The 25,483-nt window shown below is 56.6% G+C and carries 25 protein-coding genes; 20 read left to right on the top strand and 5 right to left on the bottom strand.

The genetic code is table 11. From position 1 onward, the window contains the following. The first annotated feature begins 399 nt into the window (after positions 1-399). The 5 genes from ytfQ (at position 400) to Q5705_11070 (ending at position 6,611) form a co-directional block, all read left to right on the top strand. Entirely contained in the window at positions 400-1,356 is a 957-nt protein-coding gene (ytfQ, locus tag Q5705_11090) for a galactofuranose ABC transporter substrate-binding protein YtfQ (GenBank protein WLI75153.1), read from the top strand. Positions 1,357-1,410: 54 nt separating this feature from the next. After that, complete coding sequence (gene ytfR, locus Q5705_11085) at positions 1,411-2,913, top strand: galactofuranose ABC transporter, ATP-binding protein YtfR (protein WLI75152.1); 1,503 nt, start codon at positions 1,411-1,413, stop codon at positions 2,911-2,913. A 10-nt stretch (positions 2,914-2,923) separates the two neighbouring features. Beyond that, positions 2,924-3,949: a galactofuranose ABC transporter, ATP-binding protein YtfT gene (gene ytfT, locus Q5705_11080; GenBank protein ID WLI75151.1), complete on the top strand. Its 1,026-nt coding sequence runs from the start codon at positions 2,924-2,926 to the stop codon at positions 3,947-3,949. After that, complete coding sequence (gene yjfF / locus Q5705_11075) at positions 3,936-4,937, top strand: galactofuranose ABC transporter, permease protein YjfF (protein WLI75150.1); 1,002 nt, start codon at positions 3,936-3,938, stop codon at positions 4,935-4,937. The genes ytfT and yjfF overlap by 14 nt, the downstream gene beginning before the upstream one ends. Before the next feature lie 108 nt (positions 4,938-5,045). Further along, entirely contained in the window at positions 5,046-6,611 is a 1,566-nt protein-coding gene (locus tag Q5705_11070) for a methyl-accepting chemotaxis protein (protein WLI75149.1), read from the top strand. Positions 6,612-6,866: 255 nt separating this feature from the next. On the opposite strand, the gene fbp is transcribed toward Q5705_11070, so the two are convergent. Further along, positions 6,867-7,865: a class 1 fructose-bisphosphatase gene (gene fbp, locus Q5705_11065; GenBank protein ID WLI75148.1), complete on the bottom strand. Its 999-nt coding sequence runs from the start codon at positions 7,863-7,865 to the stop codon at positions 6,867-6,869. Positions 7,866-8,108: 243 nt separating this feature from the next. Between fbp and mpl the strand changes: the two genes are divergently transcribed. Continuing rightward, positions 8,109-9,491, top strand: a complete 1,383-nt coding sequence (gene mpl, locus Q5705_11060; GenBank protein ID WLI75147.1) for a UDP-N-acetylmuramate:L-alanyl-gamma-D-glutamyl-meso-diaminopimelate ligase — start codon at positions 8,109-8,111, stop codon at positions 9,489-9,491. A gap of 96 nt (positions 9,492-9,587) precedes the next feature. Here the strand turns inward: mpl and yjgA are convergent, their stop codons facing one another. Then, positions 9,588-10,142 (bottom strand): ribosome biogenesis factor YjgA, encoded by a 555-nt coding sequence (gene yjgA, locus Q5705_11055; protein WLI75146.1) that lies wholly within the window; start codon positions 10,140-10,142, stop codon positions 9,588-9,590. 94 nt (positions 10,143-10,236) lie between these two features. Here yjgA and pmbA point away from each other — a divergent pair, with 94 nt between their 5' ends. Together pmbA and cybC are read left to right on the top strand one after the other, a co-directional pair. Beyond that, the gene (gene pmbA, locus Q5705_11050; GenBank protein WLI75145.1) at positions 10,237-11,589 is read left to right on the top strand and encodes a metalloprotease PmbA; all 1,353 of its coding nucleotides are present in this window, start codon (positions 10,237-10,239) and stop codon (positions 11,587-11,589) included. Between the two features lie 56 nt (positions 11,590-11,645). Then, a complete protein-coding gene (gene cybC, locus Q5705_11045; GenBank protein WLI75144.1) occupies positions 11,646-12,032 on the top strand; it encodes a cytochrome b562 in 387 nt (128 codons plus the stop codon). Between the two features lie 41 nt (positions 12,033-12,073). Here the strand turns inward: cybC and Q5705_11040 are convergent, their stop codons facing one another. Then, positions 12,074-13,033, bottom strand: coding sequence for a quinone oxidoreductase (locus Q5705_11040; GenBank protein ID WLI75143.1), 960 nt, complete (start codon positions 13,031-13,033; stop codon positions 12,074-12,076). Positions 13,034-13,148: 115 nt separating this feature from the next. Between Q5705_11040 and Q5705_11035 the strand changes: the two genes are divergently transcribed. From Q5705_11035 to Q5705_10990, 10 genes are all read left to right on the top strand, one after another. Next, positions 13,149-14,036: a LysR family transcriptional regulator gene (locus Q5705_11035; GenBank protein ID WLI75142.1), complete on the top strand. Its 888-nt coding sequence runs from the start codon at positions 13,149-13,151 to the stop codon at positions 14,034-14,036. Positions 14,037-14,282: 246 nt separating this feature from the next. Next, entirely contained in the window at positions 14,283-14,621 is a 339-nt protein-coding gene (locus Q5705_11030) for a glycine dehydrogenase (protein WLI75141.1), read from the top strand. A gap of 10 nt (positions 14,622-14,631) precedes the next feature. Continuing rightward, the gene (locus Q5705_11025; GenBank protein WLI75140.1) at positions 14,632-14,994 is read left to right on the top strand and encodes an SFCGS family glycine-rich protein; all 363 of its coding nucleotides are present in this window, start codon (positions 14,632-14,634) and stop codon (positions 14,992-14,994) included. Positions 14,995-14,996: 2 nt separating this feature from the next. Further along, positions 14,997-15,293, top strand: coding sequence for a DUF4312 family protein (locus Q5705_11020; protein ID WLI75139.1), 297 nt, complete (start codon positions 14,997-14,999; stop codon positions 15,291-15,293). Between the two features lie 51 nt (positions 15,294-15,344). Then, positions 15,345-16,121 carry a DUF4311 domain-containing protein gene (locus Q5705_11015; GenBank protein ID WLI75138.1) on the top strand — a complete coding sequence of 259 codons (777 nt, stop codon included), beginning with the start codon at positions 15,345-15,347 and terminating at the stop codon, positions 16,119-16,121. 9 nt (positions 16,122-16,130) lie between these two features. Next, on the top strand, positions 16,131-16,772 hold the full coding sequence (locus Q5705_11010; GenBank protein ID WLI75137.1) for a DUF4310 family protein: 642 nt from the start codon (positions 16,131-16,133) through the stop codon (positions 16,770-16,772). Between the two features lie 42 nt (positions 16,773-16,814). Further along, a complete protein-coding gene (locus Q5705_11005; GenBank protein WLI75136.1) occupies positions 16,815-17,948 on the top strand; it encodes an amidohydrolase/deacetylase family metallohydrolase in 1,134 nt (377 codons plus the stop codon). After that, a complete protein-coding gene (locus Q5705_11000) occupies positions 17,932-19,050 on the top strand; it encodes a DgaE family pyridoxal phosphate-dependent ammonia lyase (GenBank protein WLI75135.1) in 1,119 nt (372 codons plus the stop codon). Before Q5705_11005 ends, Q5705_11000 begins: the two co-directional genes overlap by 17 nt. Next, on the top strand, positions 19,047-19,784 hold the full coding sequence (locus Q5705_10995) for a KDGP aldolase family protein (GenBank protein WLI75134.1): 738 nt from the start codon (positions 19,047-19,049) through the stop codon (positions 19,782-19,784). The genes Q5705_11000 and Q5705_10995 overlap by 4 nt, the downstream gene beginning before the upstream one ends. Positions 19,785-19,824: 40 nt before the next feature. Next, positions 19,825-21,735, top strand: a complete 1,911-nt coding sequence (locus Q5705_10990) for a PRD domain-containing protein (GenBank protein WLI75133.1) — start codon at positions 19,825-19,827, stop codon at positions 21,733-21,735. A 2-nt stretch (positions 21,736-21,737) separates the two neighbouring features. Here the strand turns inward: Q5705_10990 and Q5705_10985 are convergent, their stop codons facing one another. Further along, positions 21,738-22,571 (bottom strand): oxidoreductase, encoded by an 834-nt coding sequence (locus tag Q5705_10985; GenBank protein ID WLI75132.1) that lies wholly within the window; start codon positions 22,569-22,571, stop codon positions 21,738-21,740. Positions 22,572-22,676: 105 nt separating this feature from the next. On the opposite strand from Q5705_10985, the gene Q5705_10980 reads away from it, so the two are divergent. Beyond that, the gene (locus tag Q5705_10980; GenBank protein WLI75131.1) at positions 22,677-23,597 is read left to right on the top strand and encodes an AraC family transcriptional regulator; all 921 of its coding nucleotides are present in this window, start codon (positions 22,677-22,679) and stop codon (positions 23,595-23,597) included. 7 nt (positions 23,598-23,604) lie between these two features. Here the strand turns inward: Q5705_10980 and Q5705_10975 are convergent, their stop codons facing one another. Continuing rightward, on the bottom strand, positions 23,605-23,967 hold the full coding sequence (locus Q5705_10975; GenBank protein WLI75130.1) for a helix-turn-helix domain-containing protein: 363 nt from the start codon (positions 23,965-23,967) through the stop codon (positions 23,605-23,607). Positions 23,968-24,301: 334 nt separating this feature from the next. Here Q5705_10975 and Q5705_10970 point away from each other — a divergent pair, with 334 nt between their 5' ends. Beyond that, positions 24,302-25,477 (top strand): efflux RND transporter periplasmic adaptor subunit, encoded by a 1,176-nt coding sequence (locus Q5705_10970; protein WLI75129.1) that lies wholly within the window; start codon positions 24,302-24,304, stop codon positions 25,475-25,477. The last annotated feature ends 6 nt before the right edge of the window (positions 25,478-25,483 follow it).

The raw sequence follows: 25,483 nt of genomic DNA, 5'->3' as shown, positions 1-25,483 counted from the left end.
TTTGTTTCCTTTAAAATGTGTGGCAAACAAGTGCCGGGTATTATAGCCAACTGTCGGTGAAAGTCTTGATGTGTTTTACCTTCCTCACATTTTTCAGACCTATGCCCGGCCTTTTTTTACAACCGTTTTCTCCATATCCATAGCAGCATCCTGAATAATTTTGTGAAACCGATTACAGCGCAGTCACACGGCGATCTCGTTCCGGTAAATTCCTGCAATTTCAAGAGAGATTCCTGCTGTGTTTCAGAAGGCGATTTCGCGCGCCAGATCGCAACTGGCTATCAACATTTCATTCACTTTTCCAATTTGTGATGTAACTCATTCTGTTACATCGCTCATTGTCTATAGTTTCCCCGCAGGCGAAGTTGTAACCAACAATAACCCTACGAGGATGCTCTTATGTGGAAGCGTTTACTTCTTGTCACAGCAGTTTCGGCAGCCATGTCGTCTATGGCGATGGCTGCTCCGTTGACCGTGGGATTTTCGCAGGTCGGATCAGAATCCGGCTGGCGAGCCGCTGAAACCAACGTTGCGAAAAGCGAAGCCAGCAAGCGTGGCATTACGTTGAAGATTGCTGACGGCCAGCAAAAACAGGAAAACCAGCTTAAAGCGGTGCGTTCGTTCATCGCCCAGGGCGTGGATGCCATCTTTATCGCTCCGGTTGTTGCCACCGGTTGGGAGCCGGTGCTGAAAGAAGCGAAAGATGCCAAAATCCCGGTTTTCCTTCTCGATCGCTCAATTGATGTCAAAGACAAATCGCTTTATATGACCACCGTTACCGCCGACAACATTCTGGAAGGCAAGCTGATTGGCGAATGGCTGGTGAAAACCGTCGATGGCAAACCGTGTAATGTTGTCGAGCTGCAAGGTACCGTCGGCGCAAGTGTGGCCATTGATCGTAAGAAAGGTTTCGCCGAAGCCATTTCCAAAGCGTCTAACATCAAGATTATCCGCTCCCAGTCCGGCGACTTTACCCGCAGCAAGGGTAAAGAGGTGATGGAGAGCTTTATCAAAGCGGAGAACAACGGCAAAAACATCTGCATGGTTTACGCCCATAACGATGACATGGCGATCGGTGCCATTCAGGCCATTAAAGAAGCGGGTCTGAAACCGGGCAAAGATATTCTGACCGGCTCTATCGACGGCGTGCCGGATATCTACAAAGCGATGATCGACGGCGAAGCCAACGCCAGCGTGGAACTGACGCCAAACATGGCAGGACCGGCGTTTGACGCGCTGGAAAAATACAAAAAAGACGGCACCGAGCCGCCGAAGTTGACCATTACCAAATCCACCCTCTATCTGCCGGATACGGCGAAAGAGGAGCTGGAGAAGAAGAAAAATATGGGTTACTGAGTCACGTAAACCCTCTCCCCACCGGGGAGAGGGCATTCGTGTAAGGGGTCAACAATGAACGCTGAACCACACCAGGAAATTCTGCGTACCGAAGGCTTAAGTAAATTCTTTCCCGGCGTAAAAGCGCTCGATAACGTCGATTTCACGCTGCGGCGCGGCGAAATTATGGCCCTGCTTGGGGAAAATGGCGCGGGTAAATCGACGCTTATCAAAGCGTTAACCGGGGTTTACCACGCCGATAAAGGCACCATCTGGCTGGAAGGCCAGCCGATCAATCCAAAAAACACCGCTCACGCGCAGCAACTCGGCATCGGGACGGTATACCAGGAAGTGAACCTGCTGCCGAATATGTCGGTAGCGGATAACTTGTTTATCGGCCGCGAGCCGCGCCGTTTTGGCCTGCTGCGCCGCAAAGAGATGGAAAAGCGTGCAACTGAGCTGATGGAATCTTACGGTTTTTCGCTGGATGTGCGCGAGCCGCTCAACCGCTATTCCGTCGCTATGCAGCAGATTGTCGCCATTTGCCGCGCGATTGATCTCTCTGCCAAAGTGCTGATCCTCGATGAACCGACCGCCAGCCTGGATACTCAGGAAGTAGAGATGCTGTTTACCCTGATGCGCCAATTGCGCGATCAGGGCGTCAGCCTGATTTTCGTCACCCACTTTCTCGACCAGGTGTATCAAGTCAGTGACCGCATTACCGTGCTGCGTAACGGCGGTTTTGTTGGCTGCAAATCCACCCGCGAGCTGCCACAAATCGAACTGGTGAAAATGATGCTCGGGCGCGAGCTGGACACGCACGCGCTGCAACGCGCTGGCCGCACGCTGCTGAGCGACAAACCGGTAGCGGCATTTAATCAGTTCGGCAAAAAAGGGGTGATTGCGCCGTTTGATTTAGAAGTACGCCCCGGCGAAATCGTCGGTCTGGCCGGGCTGTTGGGTTCCGGGCGCACTGAAACGGCAGAGGTGATTTTCGGCATTAAACCCGCCGATAGCGGCAGTGCGCTGATCAAAGGCCAGCCGCAAACCCTGCGCTCCCCGCATCAGGCCTCCTGCCTGGGCATCGGTTTTTGCCCGGAAGACAGAAAAACCGACGGTATTATCGCCGCGGCGTCAGTGCGCGAAAATATCGTGCTGGCGCTCCAGGCGCAGCGCGGCTGGCTACGGCCAATCCCGCGCAAAGAGCAGAACGCCATTGCAGAACGCTTTATTCGCCAGCTTGGCATTCGCACCCCCAGCGCCGAGCAGCCGATTGAGTTTCTCTCTGGCGGCAACCAGCAAAAAGTATTGCTCTCGCGCTGGCTGCTGACCCGGCCACAGTTCCTGATCCTTGATGAACCGACGCGCGGCATCGACGTTGGCGCGCACGCCGAAATCATTCGCCTGATCGAAACCCTGTGCGCTGACGGGCTGGCGCTGCTGGTTATCTCCTCGGAGCTGGAAGAGCTGGTGGGTTACGCCGATCGGGTGATCATCATGCGCGATCGCAAGCAGGTGGCGGAGATCCCGCTCGCGGAACTCTCCGTTCCGGCGATCATGAATGCCATTGCGGCATAAGGAGTAGAGTGTGATGCCTCAATCACTTGGCCAAAGTACGCAGTCAAAGCGCCGCTTTAACTGGCCGACCGGGACACCGCAGGTCATTGCCCTGTTGTTGGTTTTGCTGGTGGATAGCCTGGTCGCGCCGCATTTCTACCAGATTGTGTTGCAGGATGGCCGCCTGTTTGGCAGCCCGATCGACATTCTCAACCGTGCCGCGCCCGTTGCGCTGCTGGCGATTGGCATGACGCTGGTGATCGCTACCGGCGGCATCGATCTTTCCGTTGGCGCAGTGATGGCGATTGCCGGGGCGACGGCGGCGTCGTTAACTGTCGCCGGGCACAGCCTGACGGTGGTGTTGCTGGCGGCGCTGGCAACGGGCGTGCTGGCGGGCTTATGGAACGGCATCCTGGTGGCGATCCTGAAGATTCAGCCTTTTGTCGCCACGCTCATTTTGATGGTCGCCGGGCGCGGGGTCGCGCAGCTGATTACGTCCGGGCAAATTGTCACCTTTAACGCGCCGTCGCTGGCGTGGCTTGGCAGCGGCTCGCTGCTGCTGTTCCCGACGCCGGTGATTATCGCGCTGGTGACGCTAATTCTGTTCTGGCTGTTTACCCGCAAAACCGCCCTCGGCATGTTTATTGAAGCGGCGGGGATTAACATCCGTGCGGCGAAAAACGCCGGAGTGAATACACGAATCGTGGTGATGCTGACCTACGTGCTGAGCGGCGTGTGTGCCGCGATTGCCGGGGTGATTGTCGCGGCAGATATTCGCGGTGCGGATGCCAACAACGCCGGGCTGTGGCTGGAACTGGACGCCATTCTGGCGGTGGTGATCGGCGGCGGTTCGTTGATGGGCGGGCGCTTTAACCTCGTGCTTTCGGTGGTGGGCGCGCTGATTATTCAGGGCATGAACACCGGCATTTTGCTCTCCGGTTTTCAGCCGGAACTCAACCAGGTGGTCAAAGCGGTGGTGGTGATGTGCGTGCTGATCGTCCAGTCGCCGCGCTTTATCGCGTTGATTAAAGGAGTGCGTGGGCATGATAAAACGTAACTTACCGCTGATGATCACGCTGGGCGTTTTCTTGCTCGGCTATCTCTACTGCCTGACGCAGTTTCCCGGCTTTGCCTCGACGCGGGTGATTTGTAACATTCTGACGGATAACGCCTTTCTCGGGATCATCGCCGTCGGCATGACCTTTGTGATCCTCTCCGGCGGCATTGATTTGTCCGTCGGTTCGGTGATTGCCTTCACCGGCGTTTTTCTGGCGAAAGCGATTGGCGACTGGGGGATTTCGCCGCTGCTGGCTTTTCCCATCATCTTGTTGATGGGCTGCGCCTTCGGGGCGTTTATGGGGCTGCTTATCGACGCCTTAAAAATCCCGGCGTTTATCATTACCCTGGCGGGGATGTTTTTCCTGCGCGGCGTCAGCTATTTACTCTCCGAAGAGTCGATCCCTATCAACCACCCGATTTATGACTCACTCTCAAGCCTGGCGTGGATGATCCCCGGCGGCGGGCGGCTGAGCGCGATGGGGCTGTTAATGTTGCTGGTGGTGGTGGTCGGGATTTTTCTCGCGCACCGCACCCGCTTTGGCAACGAAGTGTATGCGATTGGCGGCAACGCCACATCGGCGAACCTGATGGGCATTTCCACGCGTAGCACGACGATTCGCATTTATATGCTTTCCACCGGGCTTGCGACGCTGGCGGGAATTGTCTTCTCGATTTATACCCAGGCGGGCTACGCGCTGGCGGGCGTTGGCGTAGAACTGGACGCAATTGCTTCGGTGGTGATTGGCGGCACGCTATTGAGCGGCGGGGTTGGTACGGTGCTCGGGACGCTGTTCGGCGTGGCGATCCAGGGGTTGATCCAGACCTATATCAACTTCGACGGCACGCTGAGTTCGTGGTGGACGAAAATCGCCATCGGCATTCTGCTGTTTATTTTTATCGCGCTGCAACGTGGCTTGACGGTGCTGTGGGAGAATCGCCAAAGCTCGCCTGTTACACGCGTTAGCATAAAAGCAACAAAACAGTAACGCATTGAAAAATTTATTTTTTCCCTAAAGTAATTCCGGTAGCGGTCGATAACTGACGAAATGGCCTTAATTTACGCCAAAAGTATCTTCGCTACCGGAATTCATATCATGCTTAAAACGCTTTCGATCCGTACAGGCTTACTTTCTCTGCTGGCTGTAATGACCCTTCTGCTGCTGCTGGTGAGCGGCATCGGGATTTACGCACTCAATAAAAGCTCCTCGTCACTGGAGCGCATCAATCAATTACAGAGCGAGAAGATGGCGCGTCTGAGCGAAGGCTACACCATGATCCTGCGCGCGCGGAATGAAGCGGGCCAGGCGGTGCGCATGATGGAAGTCGGCTTGCTCGACGACGCGGCGAAGTCGGTGAAAATCATCAATGGTGAAATCGCCCAGGGTGAGAAATCGCTTTCTGACGTGATAAGCGCCGGTATCGATGACGAACAAGGCGCGGTGCTGCTGGCGAAAGTGGCAAAAAGCTACGGCGATTATGTAAGCCAGGGCATTACGCCGATGCAGAATGCGCTCAATCAGCAAAGCGCTGATGCGTACTACGATCTGCTGGAAAACAAACTGATCCCTGTCTCCCGCCAATTCGACAACGATATGCAGGCCTTCCAGGCCTGGGGCGAAGCGCGCGGCAAAGCGGAAGTGACCGCCGTGCAGAGCAGCAAAACGTTTGTGATGATGCTCATCCTGGTCGTGGCGTTGCTGGTCGCCGGCATTATCATCCTGGCCTGGCTGGCGCTGCGCCATATGTTGCTCAAACCGCTGGATGCCTCGATTGAGCAGCTTGAGCAGGTGGCGGCCGGGGATTTGACCGCCGCAAAAACGGAGGTGGCGAGCAAAGAGTTTACCCGCCTGAACGCGGCGATTGAGGAGATGCGCCAATCACTGGTCGGTTCGGTCACGCGCGTACGCGATGCCAGCGCGCAGATTGATACCGGCAGCCGGGAACTGGCAGCAGGCAACGTTGACCTTTCGCAGCGCACCGAATCCACCGCCACGTCGCTGGAGCAGACGGCGGCGAGCATGGAGCAGATCACGGCGACGGTGAAACTGAACGCCGAGAACGCCGAGCAGGCACATAAACTGGCGAAAGCGGTCTCTGATACCGCCGATCGCGGCAGCGAAATGGTGTGCTATGTCATTGAAAAAATGCGCGATATCTCCAGCAGTTCCGATCACATCGCCGATATTCTTAGCGTCATCGACGCCATTGCTTTCCAGACCAATATTCTGGCGCTGAATGCCGCCGTTGAAGCGGCGCGCGCCGGGGAGCAGGGGCGTGGTTTTGCGGTAGTCGCCGGAGAAGTGCGTAACCTTGCCAGCCGCAGTGCCGACTCGGCAAAAGAGATCCGCCAGCTTATCAGCAGCTCGCAGGCGCATGTTGCTGAAGGCAGCGACCTGGCGATGCAGGCGGGTGAAACGATGGACGAAATCGCCGAAGAAGTGCTGCGTATGACCAAGTTAATGCGCGAAATCGCCAATGCTTCCCAGGAGCAGAGCCGCGGTATTGAGCAGGTGAACATTGCCGTGAGCCAAATGGATGAAACGGCGCAGCAAAACGCGGCGCTGGTACAACAGTCATCTGCGGCGACGCATTCGCTGGAAGAACAGTCGCGCGCGCTGTTACAAGCGATGGCGACATTCCGCTTGCAGACGCAGGGATAACAGGTCGAACGCAATGTGCTGAGCGCAGTGCGAAGCACCGATTTCCTTGCGGGGCCGCGGGGATTGATAAGGGGAGCGCGGCAGCTCTCCTTATCCCGTTCACCGCACGCCAGTTTTATGAAACCGCCGTTCAGTTGGTGAACGGAATAATTCCACTCATGCCAAAATACCGGTTGCCGACTGTGCCTTATCCGGCCTACAAAACCCGTACTGTATGCACGAACCGAGGCCGGATAAGCGGACGATTATAAAGTCTTACGCATCCGGGAACTCACGCAGAAAACGTTCGACGTCTTCCACCATATGCTCATTGCCGACAAAGAACGGGCGGCGCTGGTGCAGACTCTCCGGCTGGATATCCAGAATCCGCTCTTTCCCGTCGCTTGCTTTACCGCCGGCCTGTTCCGCAAGGAACGCCATCGGATTGCACTCGTACAGCAAACGCAGTTTACCTTGCGGGTGACTTGCGGTGCTCGGGTAGAGGTAAATCCCGCCTTTCAATAAGTTACGGTGGAAATCCGCCACCAGCGAACCGATGTAGCGCGTGGTATAAGGCCGCAGCGTCGCCTTATCTTCCTCCTGACAGAACTTCAGGTATTTCTTCACGCCCTGCGGGAATTTAATGTAGTTGCCTTCGTTGATGGAGTACGTGTAGCCGCGCTCCGGGAAGCGCATACGCTCCTGGCTCAGGCAGAAAACACCAAGTGACGGATCGTAAGTAAAGGCATGAACGCCGCAGCCAGTGGTGTAAACCAGCATGGTGGATGAACCATAAACCACATAACCGGCAGCAACCTGTTTGTTACCGGGTTGCAGGAAATCTTCTTCGGTTACTCGTGTGCCAACAGGCGTCACGCGGCGATAGATGGAGAAAATCGTCCCGACAGAAACGTTAACGTCGATGTTAGAGGAGCCATCCAGCGGATCCATCAGCACCACGTATTTGGCGTGTTCGCACCCTTCGAAAACGACAATTTCATCTTCTTCTTCAGAGGCGATACCGGCCACAATATCGCGGGCGCGAAGGGCGGATTTCAGTTTTTCGTTCGCAAACAGATCGAGTTTCTGCTGCACTTCACCTTGCACGTTCTCAGCACCGCTGGCACCCAGGATATCGACCAGACCGGCCTTATTGATATCGCGATGGATGATCTTGGCACCCAGTTTTATTGCCGACAGCAAAGCAGTGAGTTCACCCGTTGCATGCGAGAAATCATGCTGCTTTTCGACAATAAATTCACCTAACGTTTTCATAACACTTTCCCTGCATTTTTTATATGGAGTAAAGCGATCTTAGCCTGTGGTTTTCAGCTTGCTGGTAACAACCAGAGCTTTCGCAAACGAAAACGCGGCGGACTTGCAACAATACTAACAAAGATTCAAAACTTCGCGCACAGGTGAATCGCGCCAGCAACATACGGATTATCCTGAAATGCATTTCTCAGACGGGAAACATATGCGTAAAATGTGCGCCAGTTTAGGCAAGGATAATGACGTATGCGCATTCATATATTGGGGATTTGTGGCACTTTTATGGGCGGGCTGGCAATGCTGGCGCGCTCGCTGGGTCACCAGGTAACGGGCTCTGACGCCAATGTTTATCCGCCGATGAGCACGTTGCTTGAAAAGCAAGGCATTGATTTAATTCAAGGATATGACGCAAGCCAGCTTGATCCCGCGCCGGATCTGGTGATTATCGGCAATGCGATGACCCGTGGAAATCCCTGCGTGGAAGCGGTGCTGGAGAAAAACATTCCGTTTATGTCCGGCCCGCAATGGCTGCATGACTTTGTGCTGCGCGACCGCTGGGTTGTGGCGGTTGCCGGTACGCACGGCAAGACCACCACGGCGGGTATGACGACCTGGATCCTCGAAGCCTGCGGTTACAAACCGGGTTTTGTGATCGGCGGCGTGCCGGGTAATTTTGACGTTTCCGCGCGTCTGGGCGACAGCCCCTTTTTCGTTATCGAAGCCGATGAATATGATTGCGCCTTCTTCGACAAGCGTTCCAAATTCGTCCATTACTGCCCGCGCACCCTGATCCTCAATAACCTTGAGTTTGATCACGCGGATATTTTTGACGACCTGAAAGCGATTCAGAAACAGTTCCACCACCTGGTGCGTATCGTGCCGGGACAGGGGAAAATCATCTGGCCGGAAAGCGACATCAACCTGAAACAGACGATGGCGATGGGCTGCTGGAGCGAGCAGGAACTGGTAGGCGAACAGGGTCACTGGCAGGCGAAAAAGCTCAGTACCGACGCGTCCAGTTGGGAAGTGTGGCTCGACGGTGAATGTGTCGGCCAGGTGAACTGGGGGCTGGTTGGCGAGCACAACATGCACAATGGCCTGATGGCGATTGCTGCCGCGCGCCATGTTGGCGTCACTCCGGCAGATGCGGCGAACGCGCTGGGTTCGTTTATTAACGCCCGCCGCCGTCTGGAACTGCGCGGTGAAGCGAACGGCGTGACGGTGTATGACGATTTCGCGCATCACCCGACGGCGATCCTCGCAACGCTTGCCGCGCTGCGCGGGAAAGTGGGCGGCACCGCGAAAATCATCGCCGTGCTGGAGCCGCGTTCGAACACCATGAAAATGGGCATCTGCAAAGACGATCTGGCTCCGTCGCTGGGCCGTGCCGATGAAGTGTTCCTGCTGCAACCGCAGCATATTCCGTGGCAGGTTGCTGAAGTGGCGGAAGCCTGCATTCAGCCTGCGCACTGGAGCGCGGATGTCGATACGCTGGCAGACTTGATTGTCAAAAGCGCGCAGCCGGGCGATCACATTCTGGTGATGAGCAACGGCGGTTTTGGTGGCATCCACCAGAAGCTGCTCGACGGTTTAGCCAAAAAAGCGCAGCTCGCCGCAGAAAGCCTGTAATTACCGCGAGATAAAAAAAACCGCGACCGGGAAACCGGCGCGGTTTATTTATCAGTAAGAAGAACGCTTCGTTATGCAGAGAGCGTTACGCGCGAATCAGCTTTCGCTACTTTCGGCGAGGTCACGCAGATACTGGAAAATCAAACGCGCGGTTTTAGGCGGTTTGTTGGTCTCTTTCTCTTTTTTAGCGTTGCGGATAAGCGAACGTAATTGCTGACGATCGGCGTTCGGCCACAGATTCAGCACGTCCGGTATCGCGTCATCACCTTCTTCAATCAGGCGATCGCGCAGTTGTTCCAGTTTGTGGAAAAACGCGACCTGCTGGTTGTGGCGGTTTTTCAGCTTGTCCAGCGCCTGGCGGATCGGATCGACATCGCGCTGACGCAGCATTTTACCGATCAACTGCAACTGACGGCGGCGACCCTCTTTTTTGATGCGCTGCGCCAGTTCAATGGCGTCGCGCAGATCCTGGTCGAGCGGGAGCTTATCCAGCGCGTTTTTACCCAGGTCTACCATTTCTGCGCCAAGCTGCTTTAACTCTTCAGCATCGCGCTTAATTTCACTTTTACTGACCCAGATAATCTCATCATCTTCGTCTTCACTCTCATCACCGGGCACGTCGTCGAGCCAGTCGTCGGGCTGCTTTGTCATCTCAGGCTCCTTAAAAAAGAGGCTAATGTTACCAGTTAAGGCGCGCACTGAAAAACGGTTCTCTGTTAGACTTCAAAGATTCTCTCCCTTAATTATGGCATTCGCGATGAAAGTAATCACACAAGTGGCACAACAACGCAAAGTTCTGGAAGACGCGGTTTCTACTGCGCTTGAGCTGGCTTCGGGCAAAGCGGACGGTGCGGAAGTGGCGGTCAGCAAAACGACCGGCATCGGCGTCAGTACCCGTTACGGTGAAGTGGAGAATGTCGAATTTAACAGCGATGGTGCGCTTGGCATCACGGTTTATCACCAGAACCGTAAAGGCAGCGCCTCATCTACCGATCTCAGCCCGGAAGCGATTGCCCGCACGGTGCAGGCGGCGCTGGATATTGCGCGTTACACCTCGCCGGATCCTTACGCCGGTGTCGCTGAAAAAGAGCTGCTGGCCTTTGACGCACCGGATCTCGATCTTTTCCACCCGGCGGAAGTAACGCCGGATGAAGCCATAGAATGGGCGGCGCGCGCAGAACAGGCGGCGCTGAAAGCCGACAAACGCATCAATAACACCGAAGGCGGCAGCTTTAACAGCCATTACGGCATCAAAGTCTTCGGTAACAGCCACGGTATGCTGCAAAGCTACTGCTCTTCCCGTCATTCGCTTTCGAGCTGCGTGATCGCCGAAGAAAATGGCGATATGGAGCGCGATTACGCTTACACCATCAGTCGCGATATCAATGAGTTAAAAACGCCGGAGTGGGTGGGTGAAGAGTGCGCGCGCCGCACGCTGTCACGCCTGTCGCCGCGTAAATTATCAACCATGAAAGCGCCGGTGATTTTTGCCAGCGAAGTCGCGACCGGGCTGTTTGGTCATCTGGTTGGCGCCATTGCGGGCGGCGCGGTCTATCGCAAATCGACTTTCCTGCTGGATTACCTCGGCAAACAGATCCTGCCGGAGTGGCTGACCATTGAAGAGCATCCGCACCTGCGCAAAGGGCTGGCGTCCACGCCGTTCGACAGCGAAGGCGTGCGTACTGAACGCCGTGACATCGTGAAAGATGGCGTGTTGATGCAGTGGCTGCTGACCAACTATTCAGCGCGCAAACTGGGTCTGAAAAGCACCGGTCACGCAGGTGGCATTCACAACTGGCGTATCGCCGGGCGCGGCCTCGGCTTTGAGCAAATGTTGAAAGAGATGGGCACGGGCCTTGTGGTCACCGAATTGATGGGGCAGGGCGTGAGCGGTATCACCGGGGATTATTCGCGCGGCGCGTCGGGTTTCTGGGTGGAAAACGGTGAAATCCAGTATCCGGTGAGCGAAATTACCATTGCAGGAAATTTGAAAGAGATGTGGCGTAATATCGTTACCGTTGGTGACGATATCGAACAACGTAGCAATATTCAGTGTGGTTCAGTGTTACTCCCGGAGATGAAAATCGCCGGACAATAACTCCGTGGCGCAAAGACCGGCGCCTTAAGCGTGAATAATAAAAAAGGAACTGAGCAATGCGTAAAAACCTGTTAGCGATCCTTGCCGTGTCGTCGTTATTTGTTGGGTCGGCGGTGTTCGCCGCCGATCTTGAAGATGATATGGATACCCTGAATGACAATCTCAAAGTGGTGCAGAAAACGAACGACGCTTCTGAGATGAAAGATGCCTTAACCAACATGCGTACCGCCGCGCTGGATGCGCAAAAAGCCACGCCGCCGAAGCTGGAAGATAAAGCGCCGGACAGCCCCGAAATGAAGGACTTCCGCCACGGTTTAGTTATCTTGGTCGGGCAAATCGACGGCGCACTGAAGCTGGCGAACGAAGGCAAAGTGAAAGAGGCGCAGGCGGCGGCAAAAGATTTCGCCACCACCCGCAACACGTACCACAAGAAATACCGTTAATCCCTCGTCCCGAATGCCCGGTGGCGCTGCGCTTACCGGGCCTACGGAATCAACACCACCTTCCCGCTAAACAATCTGTTTTCTAATAGATTATGCGCCTCTTTGCCGCGACACAGCGGAAACGAGGTGACCGCTGGCAGCGCAACATGCCCCGTTTTCACCAGCCCAAAAAGGCGATCTGCGCGCCGCTGGCGTTCCTCCTGTGACGTCAAATACGTCCATAAATCCGCCCCGATAACACCGGATGATTTCAGCAAAAACTGTGCGGGATCGAGCGTCGGAATGGTTCCGCCAGACATACCAAACAACACCACCCGACCGCCATCCTTCAGGCTCGCCAGGCTTTGCAGCAGCGTGCTGCCAACAGAATCAAACACAATATCGCACCCAGGTCGATGCCAGGCGCGTAGCCGCCCGGCCCAGCCAGCGTAATCCACCGCCTCTTCAGCACCGTTACGCAGGCAGACAGCCTGTTTCGCCTGGCTGGAGGCCACCGCGAAAACATGCACGCCGTGATGCACCAGCATCTGAGTGAGCAAACTTCCCACGCCGCCTGCACCCGCCAGCACCGCGACATGCATCCCCGGCGTCACCGGCAAAACATCGTGCAGCAGGTAATCCGCAGTCAGCCCCTGAAGCAGCAGCGATGCGGCCTGCGCGTCGGTTAACCAGGCCGGCAGCCGGATAGCGTGCTCCACCGGCAGCAGAATATGGCTGGCATGGGCGCGTGGCACATCCGCAAAACCGACCCGATCGCCGGGCTGCCAGCCGCTAACACCGGCTCCCACCCTGGCAACCCGGCCCGCACCTTCATACCCCGCTACCCACGGGGCATCGCCTGCCAGCGGGTAACGCCCCTGGCGACGGTAGATATCGGCAAAATTCAGCCCGGCGGCGGAAATCTCCACCAACAACTCTCCCGCACCCGGTTCAGGCGTTGGGCTGTCGCGAAGCCAGAGCACCTCCGCCTGTCCAAACTCATCAAAAACCAACGATTGCATGATGTAAAAATCCCACTTTCGATAATGGGGGTGATTATTTCTCCTTGCCAACGCCGGATAAATGCCGATTTGTTATCTTCATTTGATACTCAAAATTTATAATGCGGATAAAACTATGGACTACCTGAAGTGCGTCGAATCGTTTGTTAACACCGTCACCTGCGGCAGTTTTAGCGCTGCCGCCGACAAACTCGGCCTCACCCCGGCGATGGTTGGCAAACATGTGCGCGAACTGGAAAGCCGAACCGGCTGCACGCTGTTGCACCGCACCACGCGCCGCCAGGGGTTGACGGACGCGGGGCTGCGTTTTTACCAGTACGGCCTGCAAATCCTCGCCACGGTGCGTGAAGCCGACGGGCTGGCAAACCACCTTTATGAAAATGTCGCCGGCGTGCTGCGCATCAGCGCGCCGGTGGTGTGGGGAACACATGTGCTGACGCCGATCCTGTCGCGTTTTTTGCAGCACTACCCCGGCGTTGATGCCGAAATGGTGCTCAGCAATCGCAAAGTCTCGCTGATTGAAGAGCGTTTTCACCTGGCTATCCGCGTGGGTACTCTCAATGACGATGGCGTGATCGCCATTCCCCTTGCGCCTTATCGCATGATCCTCGCCGCCTCGCCGGATTACCTCGCCCGCCAGGGCATGCCTGAACTGCCAGCTGACCTGCAACAGCACCACTGCATCAGTTTCAGCCAGTGGCGATCGGATCACCGCTGGCAACTGGAAGGGCCAACGGGTACGCAAGAGGTGGCAATGACTCCCCGGCTGATGGTCGATTCCGGTGAAGCGCTACGCCAGGCGGCGTTATCCGGGCTGGGCATTGTGCAACATGCCGCCATCACCTTGCAGTCGGATATCGATGCCGGGCGCTTGTGCCGCGTGCTGCCGGACTGGCAGCCACCCGCAAGGCCGATGCATTTACTGCGCTTGCCTGGTAAACAGCAGCTTGCGCTGGTTTCGTCTTTTACCGACTTTTTACTGCGCGCTTTGAGTGATAAGTAAACCTTATCGGCCTCACACTTTTTCACCGCAGCTTTCCGTTTTTTTGTGCTTTTAACGGCGCGGTTTTCCGCGTCTTTCCCGCAAATTTGTGACCGCTGACCAGTGAAAAACCCCTGGGCTACCGAATTCTGTGGCGCAGATCACTAAAGCCTTCTTCGTTTCCACTTCGAAGTGGAAAACTCCTCGCTACAAACTTGTAACCTGCGCCGTTAGTGTAAATCTGAAGCCATTAACGGGGTACGACGAGTGAATAACGGAGCGGTAATAAACGACGCTGGCGCGCAGGCAGCGCAAACGGCAACTCTTGCGGAGCGCATGCTGACGCAGGTTTACGCCTTACTTCACGATCAAAACATCACGCCGAACGCGGTGCAGCAGCAGATGCTGACTTCGCATGTTCGCGCGATGGCGCACCGGTCAGTGACCGGCGAGCCGCTGCCGGACGTAGACGCGAGCCTGTTTGATGAGATCTCGCCAGAATCCATGCGCCTTGCCCACGACGTAGTGGCCGCATTTGGCAACCTCCCGGAAGAAGAAGCCTGGCTACTGTCGGTGCACTTCGAAGTGGCGAAAGACAACCTTTAAGGAGCAAACGATGGAACAGATTACCGTAGTGATTGGTGACCGCCTGGGCAAAGGCCAGAAAGTCGCGGCAGGTGTGGAAAAAGCCGGTGGCCGCGCAGTGGTTGTGCCGGGCGTGGCAGCCGATATGAAGCTGGGCGATGTGATGAAAGCAGAAAACGCCACCTTCGGCATCTCGTTTTGCGGCAGCGGCGGCGCAGGTGCCATCACCGCGCAGAACAAACACGGCTACAAAGCCAAATACGGCATGCGTTCCGTTGACGAAGGCGTTACCGCCATCAACGAAGGCTGCAACGTGCTCGGCTTCGGCTTTATGGACAAAGAAGAGTTAGGCGAGCGCCTGGTGCAGGCGTGGCAGAAAAAATACGGCGCATAACCATGAAAGAACAGTTCACCACCACGGTCAGGGTGAAGGGCAAAGGCGACGCCAAAGCGCGCGCCTTTTCTGACGCGCTGAATCATGTTCAGGCCGCGGTGATGAAAGCATCGCCGCACATTTTACTGCGTATTGAGCCACAGGATGTGCAGGTTGTTCAGGCGCAGGAAACGACGCGCAAAGAGGCTTTTTTGTTCCTCTTTTTGCGTCGCGAAAGACGCACGTACAGCGTGGAGCTGGACGTCACCGTCAACGTGACCGCCATCAATCTCGATAAAGTGGACTTCGTCACGAAATAACACAACGCATACCCCGCGAGCCATTTTTGCAGGGTAGAAGAGGGCAGACTGATGTTCTTAATCATACTAATAAAATCGCTCATTATCGGCGGCCTGGTTGGCGTCGGCGTGGGCGCAGGGGCTGCACGCATGTTCCATGCGCCGACCACACAAGGGATGGGCGCGTTTCGTACACTGGGCGAACTGAACTCCTGCGAAGGGGACCCGGCATCGCACTTCTCTTTCGGCCTGGGCTTCTTCTTTAACGCCTGGGCATCGTCCGTTGCAGCGGGTTCGTTCACCCAGGACGTTGACCACCGCATCATCCCGAACTGGGGCGCGGCGGCGTTGATGGTGAAAAACCGCAACGTCGGCGAAACCCTGCACGATCCGAAAAAAATGGCCATCGCCTGCGGTTTGATTGGCATGGTCGTGGTCGCCTTCCTTAACCTGACGGCTTCCTCCGTTCCGGCTGCCTTGCAGGTGACGGCGGTGAAAGTGCTGGTTCCGGCGGCGAACCTGCTGGTTAACACTGTGATGCCGGTTATCTTCTGGCTGGCGGCCATTGATGCGGGCAAAAAATCGGGCTTCTGGGCCACGATTTTCGGCGGCGCAGCGCAGTTGATCATGGGTAACGCCGTGCCGGGCCTGGTGCTTGGCATCCTGATTGGTAAAGGCGTGGAAGAGAGCGGCTGGAACCGCGTCACCAAAGTGATGATGAGCGCCATTGTCGCGCTGTTTGTGCTGAGTGCGTTCTTCCGCGGCTTCGACCTGAAAATGATCGCGTCCTTCCACCTGAGCGCGCCGAACTGGCTGGAGCTCATCCACAATTCGCTCAGCGGCAAATAAGGATCTGCAATGGAACAGAATAAAGGCTTCTGGTACGCCGACTGGTCATTCCCGATTTTTGTCGGCCTGCTCTCTTCCGGCGTTTTCGCCGGGACACACATGTACTACCTGTACGGCATCGGCGCCTTTAACGAAGTGGCGTTTGTATCAATGCTGCGCTCCGGCATGGAGACCGGCGTTTACGGCGCGGTCGCCGCGTTTGGTGCCAGCTTCCTGTTTGCCCGCATTATCGAAGGCTCACTGGTTGGGATTCTGGATATCGGCGGGGCGATTCAGACCGGGGTCGGTCTTGGCGTTCCGGCGCTGCTGCTCGGCGCGGGCTTTGTCTTCCCGGTGGCGAACTTTGTTGCCTCGCTGGCTACCGGGCTGGTGATCGGCGTGGCGATTGGCTACCTGATCATCCTGGCGCGTAAGTTCACCATTAATCAGAGCGACTCCACCTACGGCGCAGACGTGATGATGGGCGCGGGTAACGCCTCCGGTCGTTTCCTTGGCCCGTTGATCATCCTCAGCGCGATGACCGCCTCAATTCCAATTGGTGTCGGTTCGCTGGTGGGCGCCCTGCTGTTTTACCTCTGGCAAAAGCCAATCACCGGGGGCGCGATCCTCGGGGCCATGCTGCTGGGCTCTATCTTCCCGGTAGCACTCTGAACCACACGGGCGCTGCGGCGTCCGTTACTTCTGGAGAGAGACATGTTTGATTTACTCCTGCGCCGGGCGCGTCTGGTTGACGATACGGTGACGGATATCGCCATCAGTGCGGGTAAAATCGCCGCGCTCGGCGACATTAACGGCCCGGCGGTGAAAACCGTTGATTTAGCGGGCGAGCACTACGTGAGCGCCGGGTGGATTGACTCCCACGTTCACTGCTACCCAAATTCCCCGATTTACCACGACGAGCCAGACAGCGTTGGCATTGCCACCGGCATTACCACGGTGATTGATGCAGGCAGCACCGGCGCGGACGATATCGATGATTTCTACGCCATCACCCGCAAGGCGTCGACCGAAGTCTTCGCGCTGCTGAATATCTCCCGCGTCGGACTGATTGCGCAAAACGAACTGGCGAACCTGAACAATATTGACGCCGCCGCCGTGCGCGATGCGGTGCAGCGCCACCCGGATTTTATCGTCGGCCTGAAAGCGCGCATGAGCAGCAGCGTGGTCGGCGACAACGGCATCACACCGCTGGCGCACGCAAAAGCGATCCAGAAAGAGAACGGCGACCTGCCATTGATGGTGCATATCGGCAATAACCCGCCGAACCTCGATGAAATTGCTGAGCTGCTGACTTCCGGCGACATCATCACCCACTGCTACAACGGCAAGCCGAACCGCATTCTGACGCCGGGCGGCGAACTGCGGGCGTCCGTAACCCGTGCCATTGCGCGCGGTGTGCGCCTTGATGTCGGCCACGGCAGCGCCAGCTTCAGCTTTGCGGTGGCAAAGCAGGCGATAAGCCTCGGGATTTTGCCGCAAACCATCAGTTCCGATATCTATTGCCGCAACCGCATTGATGGCCCGGTGCGCTCGCTGGCAAACGTGATGTCCAAATTCCTCGCAATCGGCCTGTCACTGCCGCAGGTGATTGCCTGCGTGACCGAACACGCCGCCGATGGTCTGCGCCTGACGCAGAAAGGGCGTCTGGCGGTCGGTTTTGACGCCGATTTAACCATTTTCGACCTGCGTCGCCAGCCGGTGCTGTTCGCCGATGCGGAAAAAGAGACGTTGCAGGCCGACCAGTTACTCACGCCGCTGGCCGCCATTCGCGCGGGCAAAGGCTATCTGACCGAACAAGGGAGTGCAGAACATGCCTTCGATTTATGACAAATATCAGTTGAAACAGGTGATTAACGCCTCTGGTCGCATGACGGCGCTCGGCGTTTCCACCCCGCGCCCGGAAGTGGTCGAGGCGGTCACCAGCGGTATGAATCACTACTTCGAAATGAAAGACCTGGTGAATAAAACCGGGGAGTACATCGCGAAGCTCTTAGAGGTGGAAGGCGCGACCGTGGTGTCGTGCGCCTCGGCAGGCATTGCGCAGTCCGTCGCCGCCGTGCTGGTTAAAGAGAGCGACTGGCTGCTGGAAAACCTGCACAGCACCGCGATTGAGAACAACGAAATCGTGCTGCCGCGCGGTCACAACGTCAACTTTGGCGCGCCGGTCGGCACGATGGTGGCGCTCGGCGGCGGCAAAGTAGTCGAAGCCGGTTACGCCAACGAATGCTCCGCCGATCAACTGGCGGCAGCCATTTCGCCGCGCACGGCGGCAATCCTCTACATCAAGTCGCACCACTGCGTGCAAAAAAGCATGCTCAGCGTCGAGCAGGCCGTTGTGGTGGCGCGTAAACACAACCTGCCGCTGATTGTTGATGCCGCAGCGGAAGAGGATTTGCAGTGCTACTACCGCGCCGGGGCCGATCTGGTGATTTACAGCGGCGCGAAGGCGATTGAAGGGCCAACCAGCGGGTTGGTGATCGGCAAAACCCAGTATGTTGAGTGGGTAAAACGCCAGACGGCGGGCATTGGCCGGGCGATGAAGGTGGGTAAAGAGGGCATCCTCGGCCTCACCTGCGCCATCGAACACTATCTTTCTGCCAGCAAAGAGAGCGGGGCGGAGATGGTTGCCAAAATGACGCCGTTTATCGACCAACTGAACACGCTCAACGGCGTCAGCGCCCGCGTGGTGTGGGACAGCGCCGGGCGCGACATTGCGCGTAGCGAAATCAAGTTTGACGAAGCGGTAACCGGTATCGCCACCGGCGAGTTAGTCAACGCCCTGAAACAGGGTGAATACGCCATTTACTTCCGTGGCTACAAAGCCAATGAAGGGATTATCGAAGCCGATGTGCGCAGCGTCAGCGCTGAGCAACTGGCGATCGTTTACCGCCGCATCGCCGAAGAACTCAATAAGGAGCAACGCGCATGAAACTGACGCCGAATTTTTACCACGACCGGGTGTGCCTGAACGTGCTGGCAGGCAGTAAAGAGAACGCTAGCGCCATTTATGAAGCCGCCGAAGGCCATGTGCTGGTGGGCGTGCTGTCAAAAAATTACCCGGACATTGCCACGGCGGTTGCCGATATGCGCGAATACGCCGCGCGAATCGATAACGCGCTCTCGGTCGGCCTGGGCGCGGGCGATCCGAACCAGTCGGCGATGGTCAGCGCCATCTCTCGTGAAGTGCAGCCGCAGCACGTCAACCAGGTGTTTACCGGGGTGGCGACCAGCCGCGCACTGCTTGGGCAAAACGAAACCGTGGTTAACGGTCTGGTATCGCCGACCGGCACGCCAGGGCTGGTGAAAATCTCCACCGGGCCGCTGAGCAGCCAGGCGGCAGACGGCATTGTGCCGGTGGAAACGGCAATCGCCCTGCTCAAAGATATGGGCGGCAGCTCGATTAAATATTTCCCGATGGGCGGGCTGAAATGCCGCGAAGAGTACAAAGCCGTTGCCGAAGCCTGTGCGCGTCATGATTTCTGGCTGGAGCCGACCGGTGGCATCGATCTGGAGAATTTCAGTGAGATTTTGCACATCGCGCTCGATGCGGGAGTGAGCAAAATCATTCCGCATATTTATAGTTCAATTATTGATAAGGTAAGCGGTGATACCCGCCCGGCAGATGTTCGCCAGTTGTTGGCAATGACCAAAGCATTGGTGTGACGGCCGCCATCCGGCAAAAAATGAATGTGAGGACAACGACGTGCGATTTCCGAACCAACGTTTAGCGCAACTTTTTACCCTGCTGCAAAACGAGACGCTGCCGCAGGATGAACTGGCGCAGCGCCTGTCGGTTTCCACGCGTACCGTCCGGGCAGACATCACTGCCTTAAACGCGCTGCTGGAGCACCACGGCGCGCAATTTATTTTGAACCGTGGCAGCGGCTATCAACTGAAAATCGACGATGCCACGCTGTACCAGGCGTTGCAGGCCACGCGCCCGCGCGCGCTGCGCATTCCCCGCAGTGGTCAGGAGCGCGTGCACTACCTGGTGGTGCGTTTTCTCACCTCGGCTTTTTCTCTCAAGCTGGAGGATCTGGCCGACGAATGGTTTGTCAGCCGCGCCACGCTGCAAAACGATATGACCGAGGTACGCGAGTGGTTTTCTCGCTATCGCCTGACGCTGGAAACCCGCCCGCGCCACGGTATGAAACTGTTCGGCAACGAAATGGCGCTGCGCGCCTGTCTGACGGATTTGCTGTGGGAACTGGCGCAACAAAACGCGCAGAACCCGTTAATCACCGAAGAAGCCCTCAATCCCGGCGTGCCGGAGGCGCTGGCGTCCTTCCTGCATGACTGTTTTAACCGCCACCACATTCGCCTGACCGATGAAGGCGACCTGTTTATTCGCCTCTATTGCGCCGTCGCCGTGCGCCGTATCAGTGAAGGCTATCCACTGTCGGAATTCACCGCCGAAGACGGCGATGACAATGTGCGCCAGGCTGCGCAGGATATCGCGGCAGCGCTGCAACAACTGGCGGGCAAACCGCTGGCGGCGGCAGAGGAGCACTGGCTGCGGGTGCATATCGCCGCGCGCCGCGTACAGGAGCTTGCGCCGAGCGCCATCAGCGCTGACGACGATGAAACGCTGGTCAATTACATCCTCGGCTATATCAACACGCACTATAACTACAACCTGCAAAACGATGCGCAGTTGCACGCTGATTTGCTCACCCATATCAAAACCATGATCACCCGTGTGCGCTACCAGATAATGATCCCCAATCCGCTGCTGGATAACATCAAGCAGCACTACCCGATGGCGTGGGATATGACGCTGGCGGCGGTCTCAAGCTGGGGCAAATACACGCCGTATGTGATCAGCGAAAACGAGATTGGGTTTCTGGTGCTGCACATTGGCGTTGGCCTGGAGCGTCATTACAACATCGGTTACCAACGCCAGCCGCGCGTGCTGCTGGTGTGCGATGCCGGTAACGCGATGGTGCGCATGATTGAAGCCGTGCTGGCACGCAAATACCCGCAGATTGTTATCACCCGTACGGTGACGCTGCGCGACTATGAGCAGTGCGAGGCCATTAGTGAAGATTTTGTCATTTCCACCGCCCGCGTCAGCGAAAAAGACAAACCGGTGGTCATCATTGCGCCGTTCCCCAGCGACTACCAACTGGAGCAGATCGGCAAACTGGTGCTGGTGGACAGAACGCGCCCGTGGATGCTGAAGAAGTACTTCGACGCTGCGCACTTTCGCATTATCGACGGCGCAATGGATCAGCAAACGCTGTTTAAAACCCTGTGTGAACAGTTGCAGGACGAAGGCTTTGTCGACGGCGAATTTCTTGATTCGGTGGTGGAGCGTGAAGCGATTGTCAGCACTATGCTTGGCGAAGGCATCGCACTGCCGCACGCCCTTGGTCTGCTGGCGAAAAAAACCGTGGTCTACACCGTGCTGGCGCCGCAGGGCATTGCCTGGGGCGATGAAACCGCGCACGTCATCTTTTTGCTGGCGATCAGCAAAAGCGAGTACGAAGAAGCGATGGCTATTTACGATATTTTTGTCACCTTCCTGCGCGAGCGCGCCACCGCCAGGCTCTGCGCCTGCGCGGATTTCGCCACCTTTAAAAGCGTGGCGATGGCGTGCGTGAGCCGTTTTTGACCTTAGCCGTCTGTGGAGCGGGTCACCGCCTCCCAGCTATCGATTTCAGCGTTCAGCGCCGCCAGTTTTTCCCGCACCAGCGTGAGCGCGTCGCTGCCAAGCAGCAGGTGCGCGGGCGGTGTGTTGCTTTCAATGGCCGTTAAAATGGCGCGCGCCGCTTTTCGCGCATCCCCCAGTTGCTTGCCGCTTTTCGCTTCGCGTGCCTGACGAATGGGATCAAAAATCGCATCGTAATCGCTAATCGCACGCGGTGAGCGGATCATCGAGCGTCCGGCCCAGTCGGTGCGAAACGATCCTGGTGCGACCGCCGTCACGTGGATACCAAAAGGCTTCACCTCTTTTCCCAGGGTTTCAGAAATCCCTTCCAGCGCGAATTTACTGCCGCAGTAGTAAGCGATCCCCGGCATAGTGATAAACCCGCCCATCGAAGTGATAGTGATAATGTGCCCGCGGCGGCGCTGGCGCATGCCCGGCAGCACGGCTTTGATCATCGCCACCGCGCCAAACACATTCACATCAAACTGGTGGCGCATCGCTTCAAGCGGGGATTCTTCCAGGATGCCTTCATGGCCGTAACCGGCGTTGTTCACCAGTACATCGACAGGCCCGACAGTGGATTCAACCTCTGCAACCACATCATTGATATGCGCAAAGTCCGTCACATCAAGCAGGCGGGCAAAGGCCCGCTGTGCATCAAGCGCTTCGAAAGCCTGTTGTGCTTCGCGGTTGCGCACAGTGCCAATGACCCGATGGCCAACGGCAAGGGCTTCCTGCGCCAGGGCGCGACCAAAGCCGCTGCTGACGCCGGTGATAAAAATCGTTTTTACAGATGACATAACGCGTACTCCCATGAAAAATGAAAGTTGCATGGTATTCTCTGGCCTGCCGGGTTTTTAGGCCATATCTTCTCTTTTTATTGCCTGATTTTATGAGGTGGCGCGATGAGCAGGATGATTGCGTTGTTAAAAGCACTTGCCCCGCAGGAGGGGTACAACCTGACTTCGCTTACAGATGTGCGTATTTTGCGCTCCGATCGCCCGCTTACCAGAACGCCGGTGCTTTACGATCCGGGGATCGTGATTGTCGGTCAGGGCAGTAAGCGGGGCTATTTCGGCCAGCAGATCTATTTATATGACGAGCAGCATTATCTGGCGGTTTCGGTGCCGGTGCCGTTTGTGATGGAAACGGATGCCTCGGCGGACCATCCGCTGCTGGCGATTTATCTGCATCTGGATTTTCAGCTCGCCGCTGAGCTGATGCTGCAAATCGAGCAGCACGACGTGGCGCATTTGCCCGCCGCGCCGCAAAGTATGATGTCGAGCCCGATGGACGAGGCGGTAAAAACCGCCGTGCTGCGCTTGCTTGAAGCGCTAAGCAACCCGCTTGAGGCGGCGATCCTCGGCCCGTTGCGGGTGCGTGAGCTCTATTTTCGCGTGTTGACCGGTGCGCAGGGCAACGCGATGCGCGCCGCGCTGGCCTTACAGGGGCAGTTTGGCAAAATCGGCAAAGTGCTGCGGCGCATTCATGCCACTTACGCTGAGCCGTTAAATCTGACGCAACTGGCGAGGGAAGCCGGAATGAGCGTGCCGACGTTTCATAGCCATTTCAAAGGGATAACCCAGATGCCGCCGATGCAGTATGTAAAATCGGTGCGTTTACACCAGGCGCGGATGTTGATGGTGCGCCAGCAGGTAACCGCCGCCGCTGCGAGTTACGCCGTCGGCTATGAAAGCCCGTCGCAATTTAACCGCGAGTTCAAACGTCTCTTCGGCCTGCCGCCTGCCGAAGAGGTGAAACGCATGCAGAAAAGCTTTGCTGTTCCGCCGATTCATTCAGCGTCCGTATATATATCGTCACACTGAAAGGGGATTATGTGGATTGCTGGCGTAATTGCTGCGTTCCAGGGCAGCCGATACTGCGGCGCCATGCGCCGGGTGCCTGGCCATACTGACGCTTGAAGCTGCGGTTGAAGGACTGCTGGGAGTCAAAGCCCAACGCGATCGCCACGTTCAAAATCGGTTCGTCGGTTTGGGTTAAGCGCTCGACGGATTTTTGCAGCTTTTGCGCGCGAATATACTCGGCGAGACGATAGCCAGTATGTTCTTTGAATATCCGCTGAAGGTGCCATTTCGAATAGCCGGCTCGCCTGGAAACGGTGTTAATGTCCAGACGGCTTTCAAGGTTGTTGTCGATCCAGTCGAGTAAATCGTGAATAAATGCGCCCGTGTTCATCTTGTCTCCCCCGTCGCCGTTTATTAAAAAGCATCTTTTTCTGTTGCATTTAAGGTGGCCCGCTTTTGCATTAATTGCAAGTTTTATTGTTGCATTTAAACCCTTGCCGGAAACGCGTCTTTTGCCTGTGACTGAAACAGCACATAAAGTGTATCAATTATTCTTGCACTAAATTTAGCGCCTCCCTACAATCGCCGCGATAGTGTATGTGCAACTGTTACAGTTTTGTGGCGATGAACGACACAAATGGCCTACAGCCCGCCCGGACAAAGGAAGTGGCGCGGCGTCTCCCGCTGCGTCTTGCCCGGCGGCTACAACTACCGGAATAAAAATAATGAGCCTGCAAAAACCTTGGGTTAACTTTCGGCTGAATGCGCTGGGAGTGATGTTACTCTCCGTACTGCTCGTCGGGTGCGATGACGGTGTCGCGCAAAACGCCGCGCCACAGGCTCCCGCCGTCAGCGCCGCTGACGTGGTAGTGAAATCCATTAGTCAGTGGGATAGCTTTAACGGACGGATTGAAGCGGTGGAAAGTGTTCAGCTACGCCCCCGCGTCTCTGGCTACATTGACAAAGTGAATTACACCGACGGCCAGGAGGTGAAAAAGGGCGAGGTGCTGTTCACGATTGATGACAGAACCTATCGCGCCGCGCTGGAACAGGCGCAGGCGACGTTGACGAGAGCCAAAACGCAGGCCAGTCTGGCGCGAAGTGAAGCTAGCCGTACCGATAAATTAGTTAATACCAACGTAGTTTCCCGTGAAGAGTGGGAGCAGCGCCGTTCGGCCGCCGCCCAGGCGCAGGCCGACATTCGCGCAGCGCAGGCGGCGGTTGATGCCGCGCAACTTAACCTGGATTTCACCAAAGTGACCGCGCCTATCGATGGCCGCGCCAGCCGTGCGTTGATCACCAGCGGGAATCTGGTCACCGCGGGCGACAGCGCCAGCGTGCTCACCACGCTGGTCTCGCAGAAGACAGTTTACGTCTACTTTGACGTGGATGAGTCGACCTACCTCCACTATCAAAATCTCGCCCGCAGCGGGCAAGGGGCGTCCAGTAATCACCTGGCGCTACCGGTTGAGATTGGCCTTGTTGGCGAGGAGGGCTACCCCCATCAGGGCAAGGTGGATTTCCTTGATAATCAGTTAACGCCGAGTACTGGCACTATCCGTATGCGCGCGCTGTTGGATAACGCACAGCGTCAGTTCACGCCGGGACTCTTTGCCCGCGTACGCCTGCCGGGCAGCGCTGAATTCAAAGCCACGCTTATCGACGACAAAGCGGTGCTGACCGATCAGGATCGAAAATATGTGTATATCGTTGATAAAGAAGGTAAAGCGCAGCGTCGCGATATTACGCCGGGGCGTCTGGCCGCTGGTTTACGCATCGTGCAGCAGGGGCTGAACCCTGGCGATAAAGTCATCGTCGATGGTTTACAAAAGGTGTTTATGCCGGGTATGCCGGTTAACGCGAAAACCGTTGCCATGACCGCCAGCACCGCCCTCAACTGATCCCTT

This window comes from Kosakonia sp. H02, assembly GCA_030704225.1.
Lineage (GTDB): Bacteria > Pseudomonadota > Gammaproteobacteria > Enterobacterales > Enterobacteriaceae > Kosakonia.
This window is presented reverse-complemented; position numbering and strand designations above follow the sequence as displayed.

What these genes read in the sequence shown, in the direction of transcription:
- ytfQ (WLI75153.1), top strand. Translation starts at nt 400, where the DNA reads ATGTGGAAGCGTTTACTTCTTGTCACAGCAGTTTCGGCAGCCATGTCG.
- ytfR (WLI75152.1), top strand. Translation starts at nt 1,411, where the DNA reads ATGAACGCTGAACCACACCAGGAAATTCTGCGTACCGAAGGCTTAAGT.
- yjfF (WLI75150.1), top strand. Translation starts at nt 3,936, where the DNA reads ATGATAAAACGTAACTTACCGCTGATGATCACGCTGGGCGTTTTCTTG.
- Q5705_11070 (WLI75149.1), top strand. Translation starts at nt 5,046, where the DNA reads ATGCTTAAAACGCTTTCGATCCGTACAGGCTTACTTTCTCTGCTGGCT.
- fbp (WLI75148.1), bottom strand. Translation starts at nt 7,865, where the DNA reads ATGAAAACGTTAGGTGAATTTATTGTCGAAAAGCAGCATGATTTCTCG.
- mpl (WLI75147.1), top strand. Translation starts at nt 8,109, where the DNA reads ATGCGCATTCATATATTGGGGATTTGTGGCACTTTTATGGGCGGGCTG.
- yjgA (WLI75146.1), bottom strand. Translation starts at nt 10,142, where the DNA reads ATGACAAAGCAGCCCGACGACTGGCTCGACGACGTGCCCGGTGATGAG.
- pmbA (WLI75145.1), top strand. Translation starts at nt 10,237, where the DNA reads ATGGCATTCGCGATGAAAGTAATCACACAAGTGGCACAACAACGCAAA.
- cybC (WLI75144.1), top strand. Translation starts at nt 11,646, where the DNA reads ATGCGTAAAAACCTGTTAGCGATCCTTGCCGTGTCGTCGTTATTTGTT.
- Q5705_11040 (WLI75143.1), bottom strand. Translation starts at nt 13,033, where the DNA reads ATGCAATCGTTGGTTTTTGATGAGTTTGGACAGGCGGAGGTGCTCTGG.
- Q5705_11035 (WLI75142.1), top strand. Translation starts at nt 13,149, where the DNA reads ATGGACTACCTGAAGTGCGTCGAATCGTTTGTTAACACCGTCACCTGC.
- Q5705_11025 (WLI75140.1), top strand. Translation starts at nt 14,632, where the DNA reads ATGGAACAGATTACCGTAGTGATTGGTGACCGCCTGGGCAAAGGCCAG.
- Q5705_11020 (WLI75139.1), top strand. Translation starts at nt 14,997, where the DNA reads ATGAAAGAACAGTTCACCACCACGGTCAGGGTGAAGGGCAAAGGCGAC.
- Q5705_11015 (WLI75138.1), top strand. Translation starts at nt 15,345, where the DNA reads ATGTTCTTAATCATACTAATAAAATCGCTCATTATCGGCGGCCTGGTT.
- Q5705_11010 (WLI75137.1), top strand. Translation starts at nt 16,131, where the DNA reads ATGGAACAGAATAAAGGCTTCTGGTACGCCGACTGGTCATTCCCGATT.
- Q5705_11005 (WLI75136.1), top strand. Translation starts at nt 16,815, where the DNA reads ATGTTTGATTTACTCCTGCGCCGGGCGCGTCTGGTTGACGATACGGTG.
- Q5705_11000 (WLI75135.1), top strand. Translation starts at nt 17,932, where the DNA reads ATGCCTTCGATTTATGACAAATATCAGTTGAAACAGGTGATTAACGCC.
- Q5705_10995 (WLI75134.1), top strand. Translation starts at nt 19,047, where the DNA reads ATGAAACTGACGCCGAATTTTTACCACGACCGGGTGTGCCTGAACGTG.
- Q5705_10985 (WLI75132.1), bottom strand. Translation starts at nt 22,571, where the DNA reads ATGTCATCTGTAAAAACGATTTTTATCACCGGCGTCAGCAGCGGCTTT.
- Q5705_10980 (WLI75131.1), top strand. Translation starts at nt 22,677, where the DNA reads ATGAGCAGGATGATTGCGTTGTTAAAAGCACTTGCCCCGCAGGAGGGG.
- Q5705_10975 (WLI75130.1), bottom strand. Translation starts at nt 23,967, where the DNA reads ATGAACACGGGCGCATTTATTCACGATTTACTCGACTGGATCGACAAC.
- Q5705_10970 (WLI75129.1), top strand. Translation starts at nt 24,302, where the DNA reads ATGAGCCTGCAAAAACCTTGGGTTAACTTTCGGCTGAATGCGCTGGGA.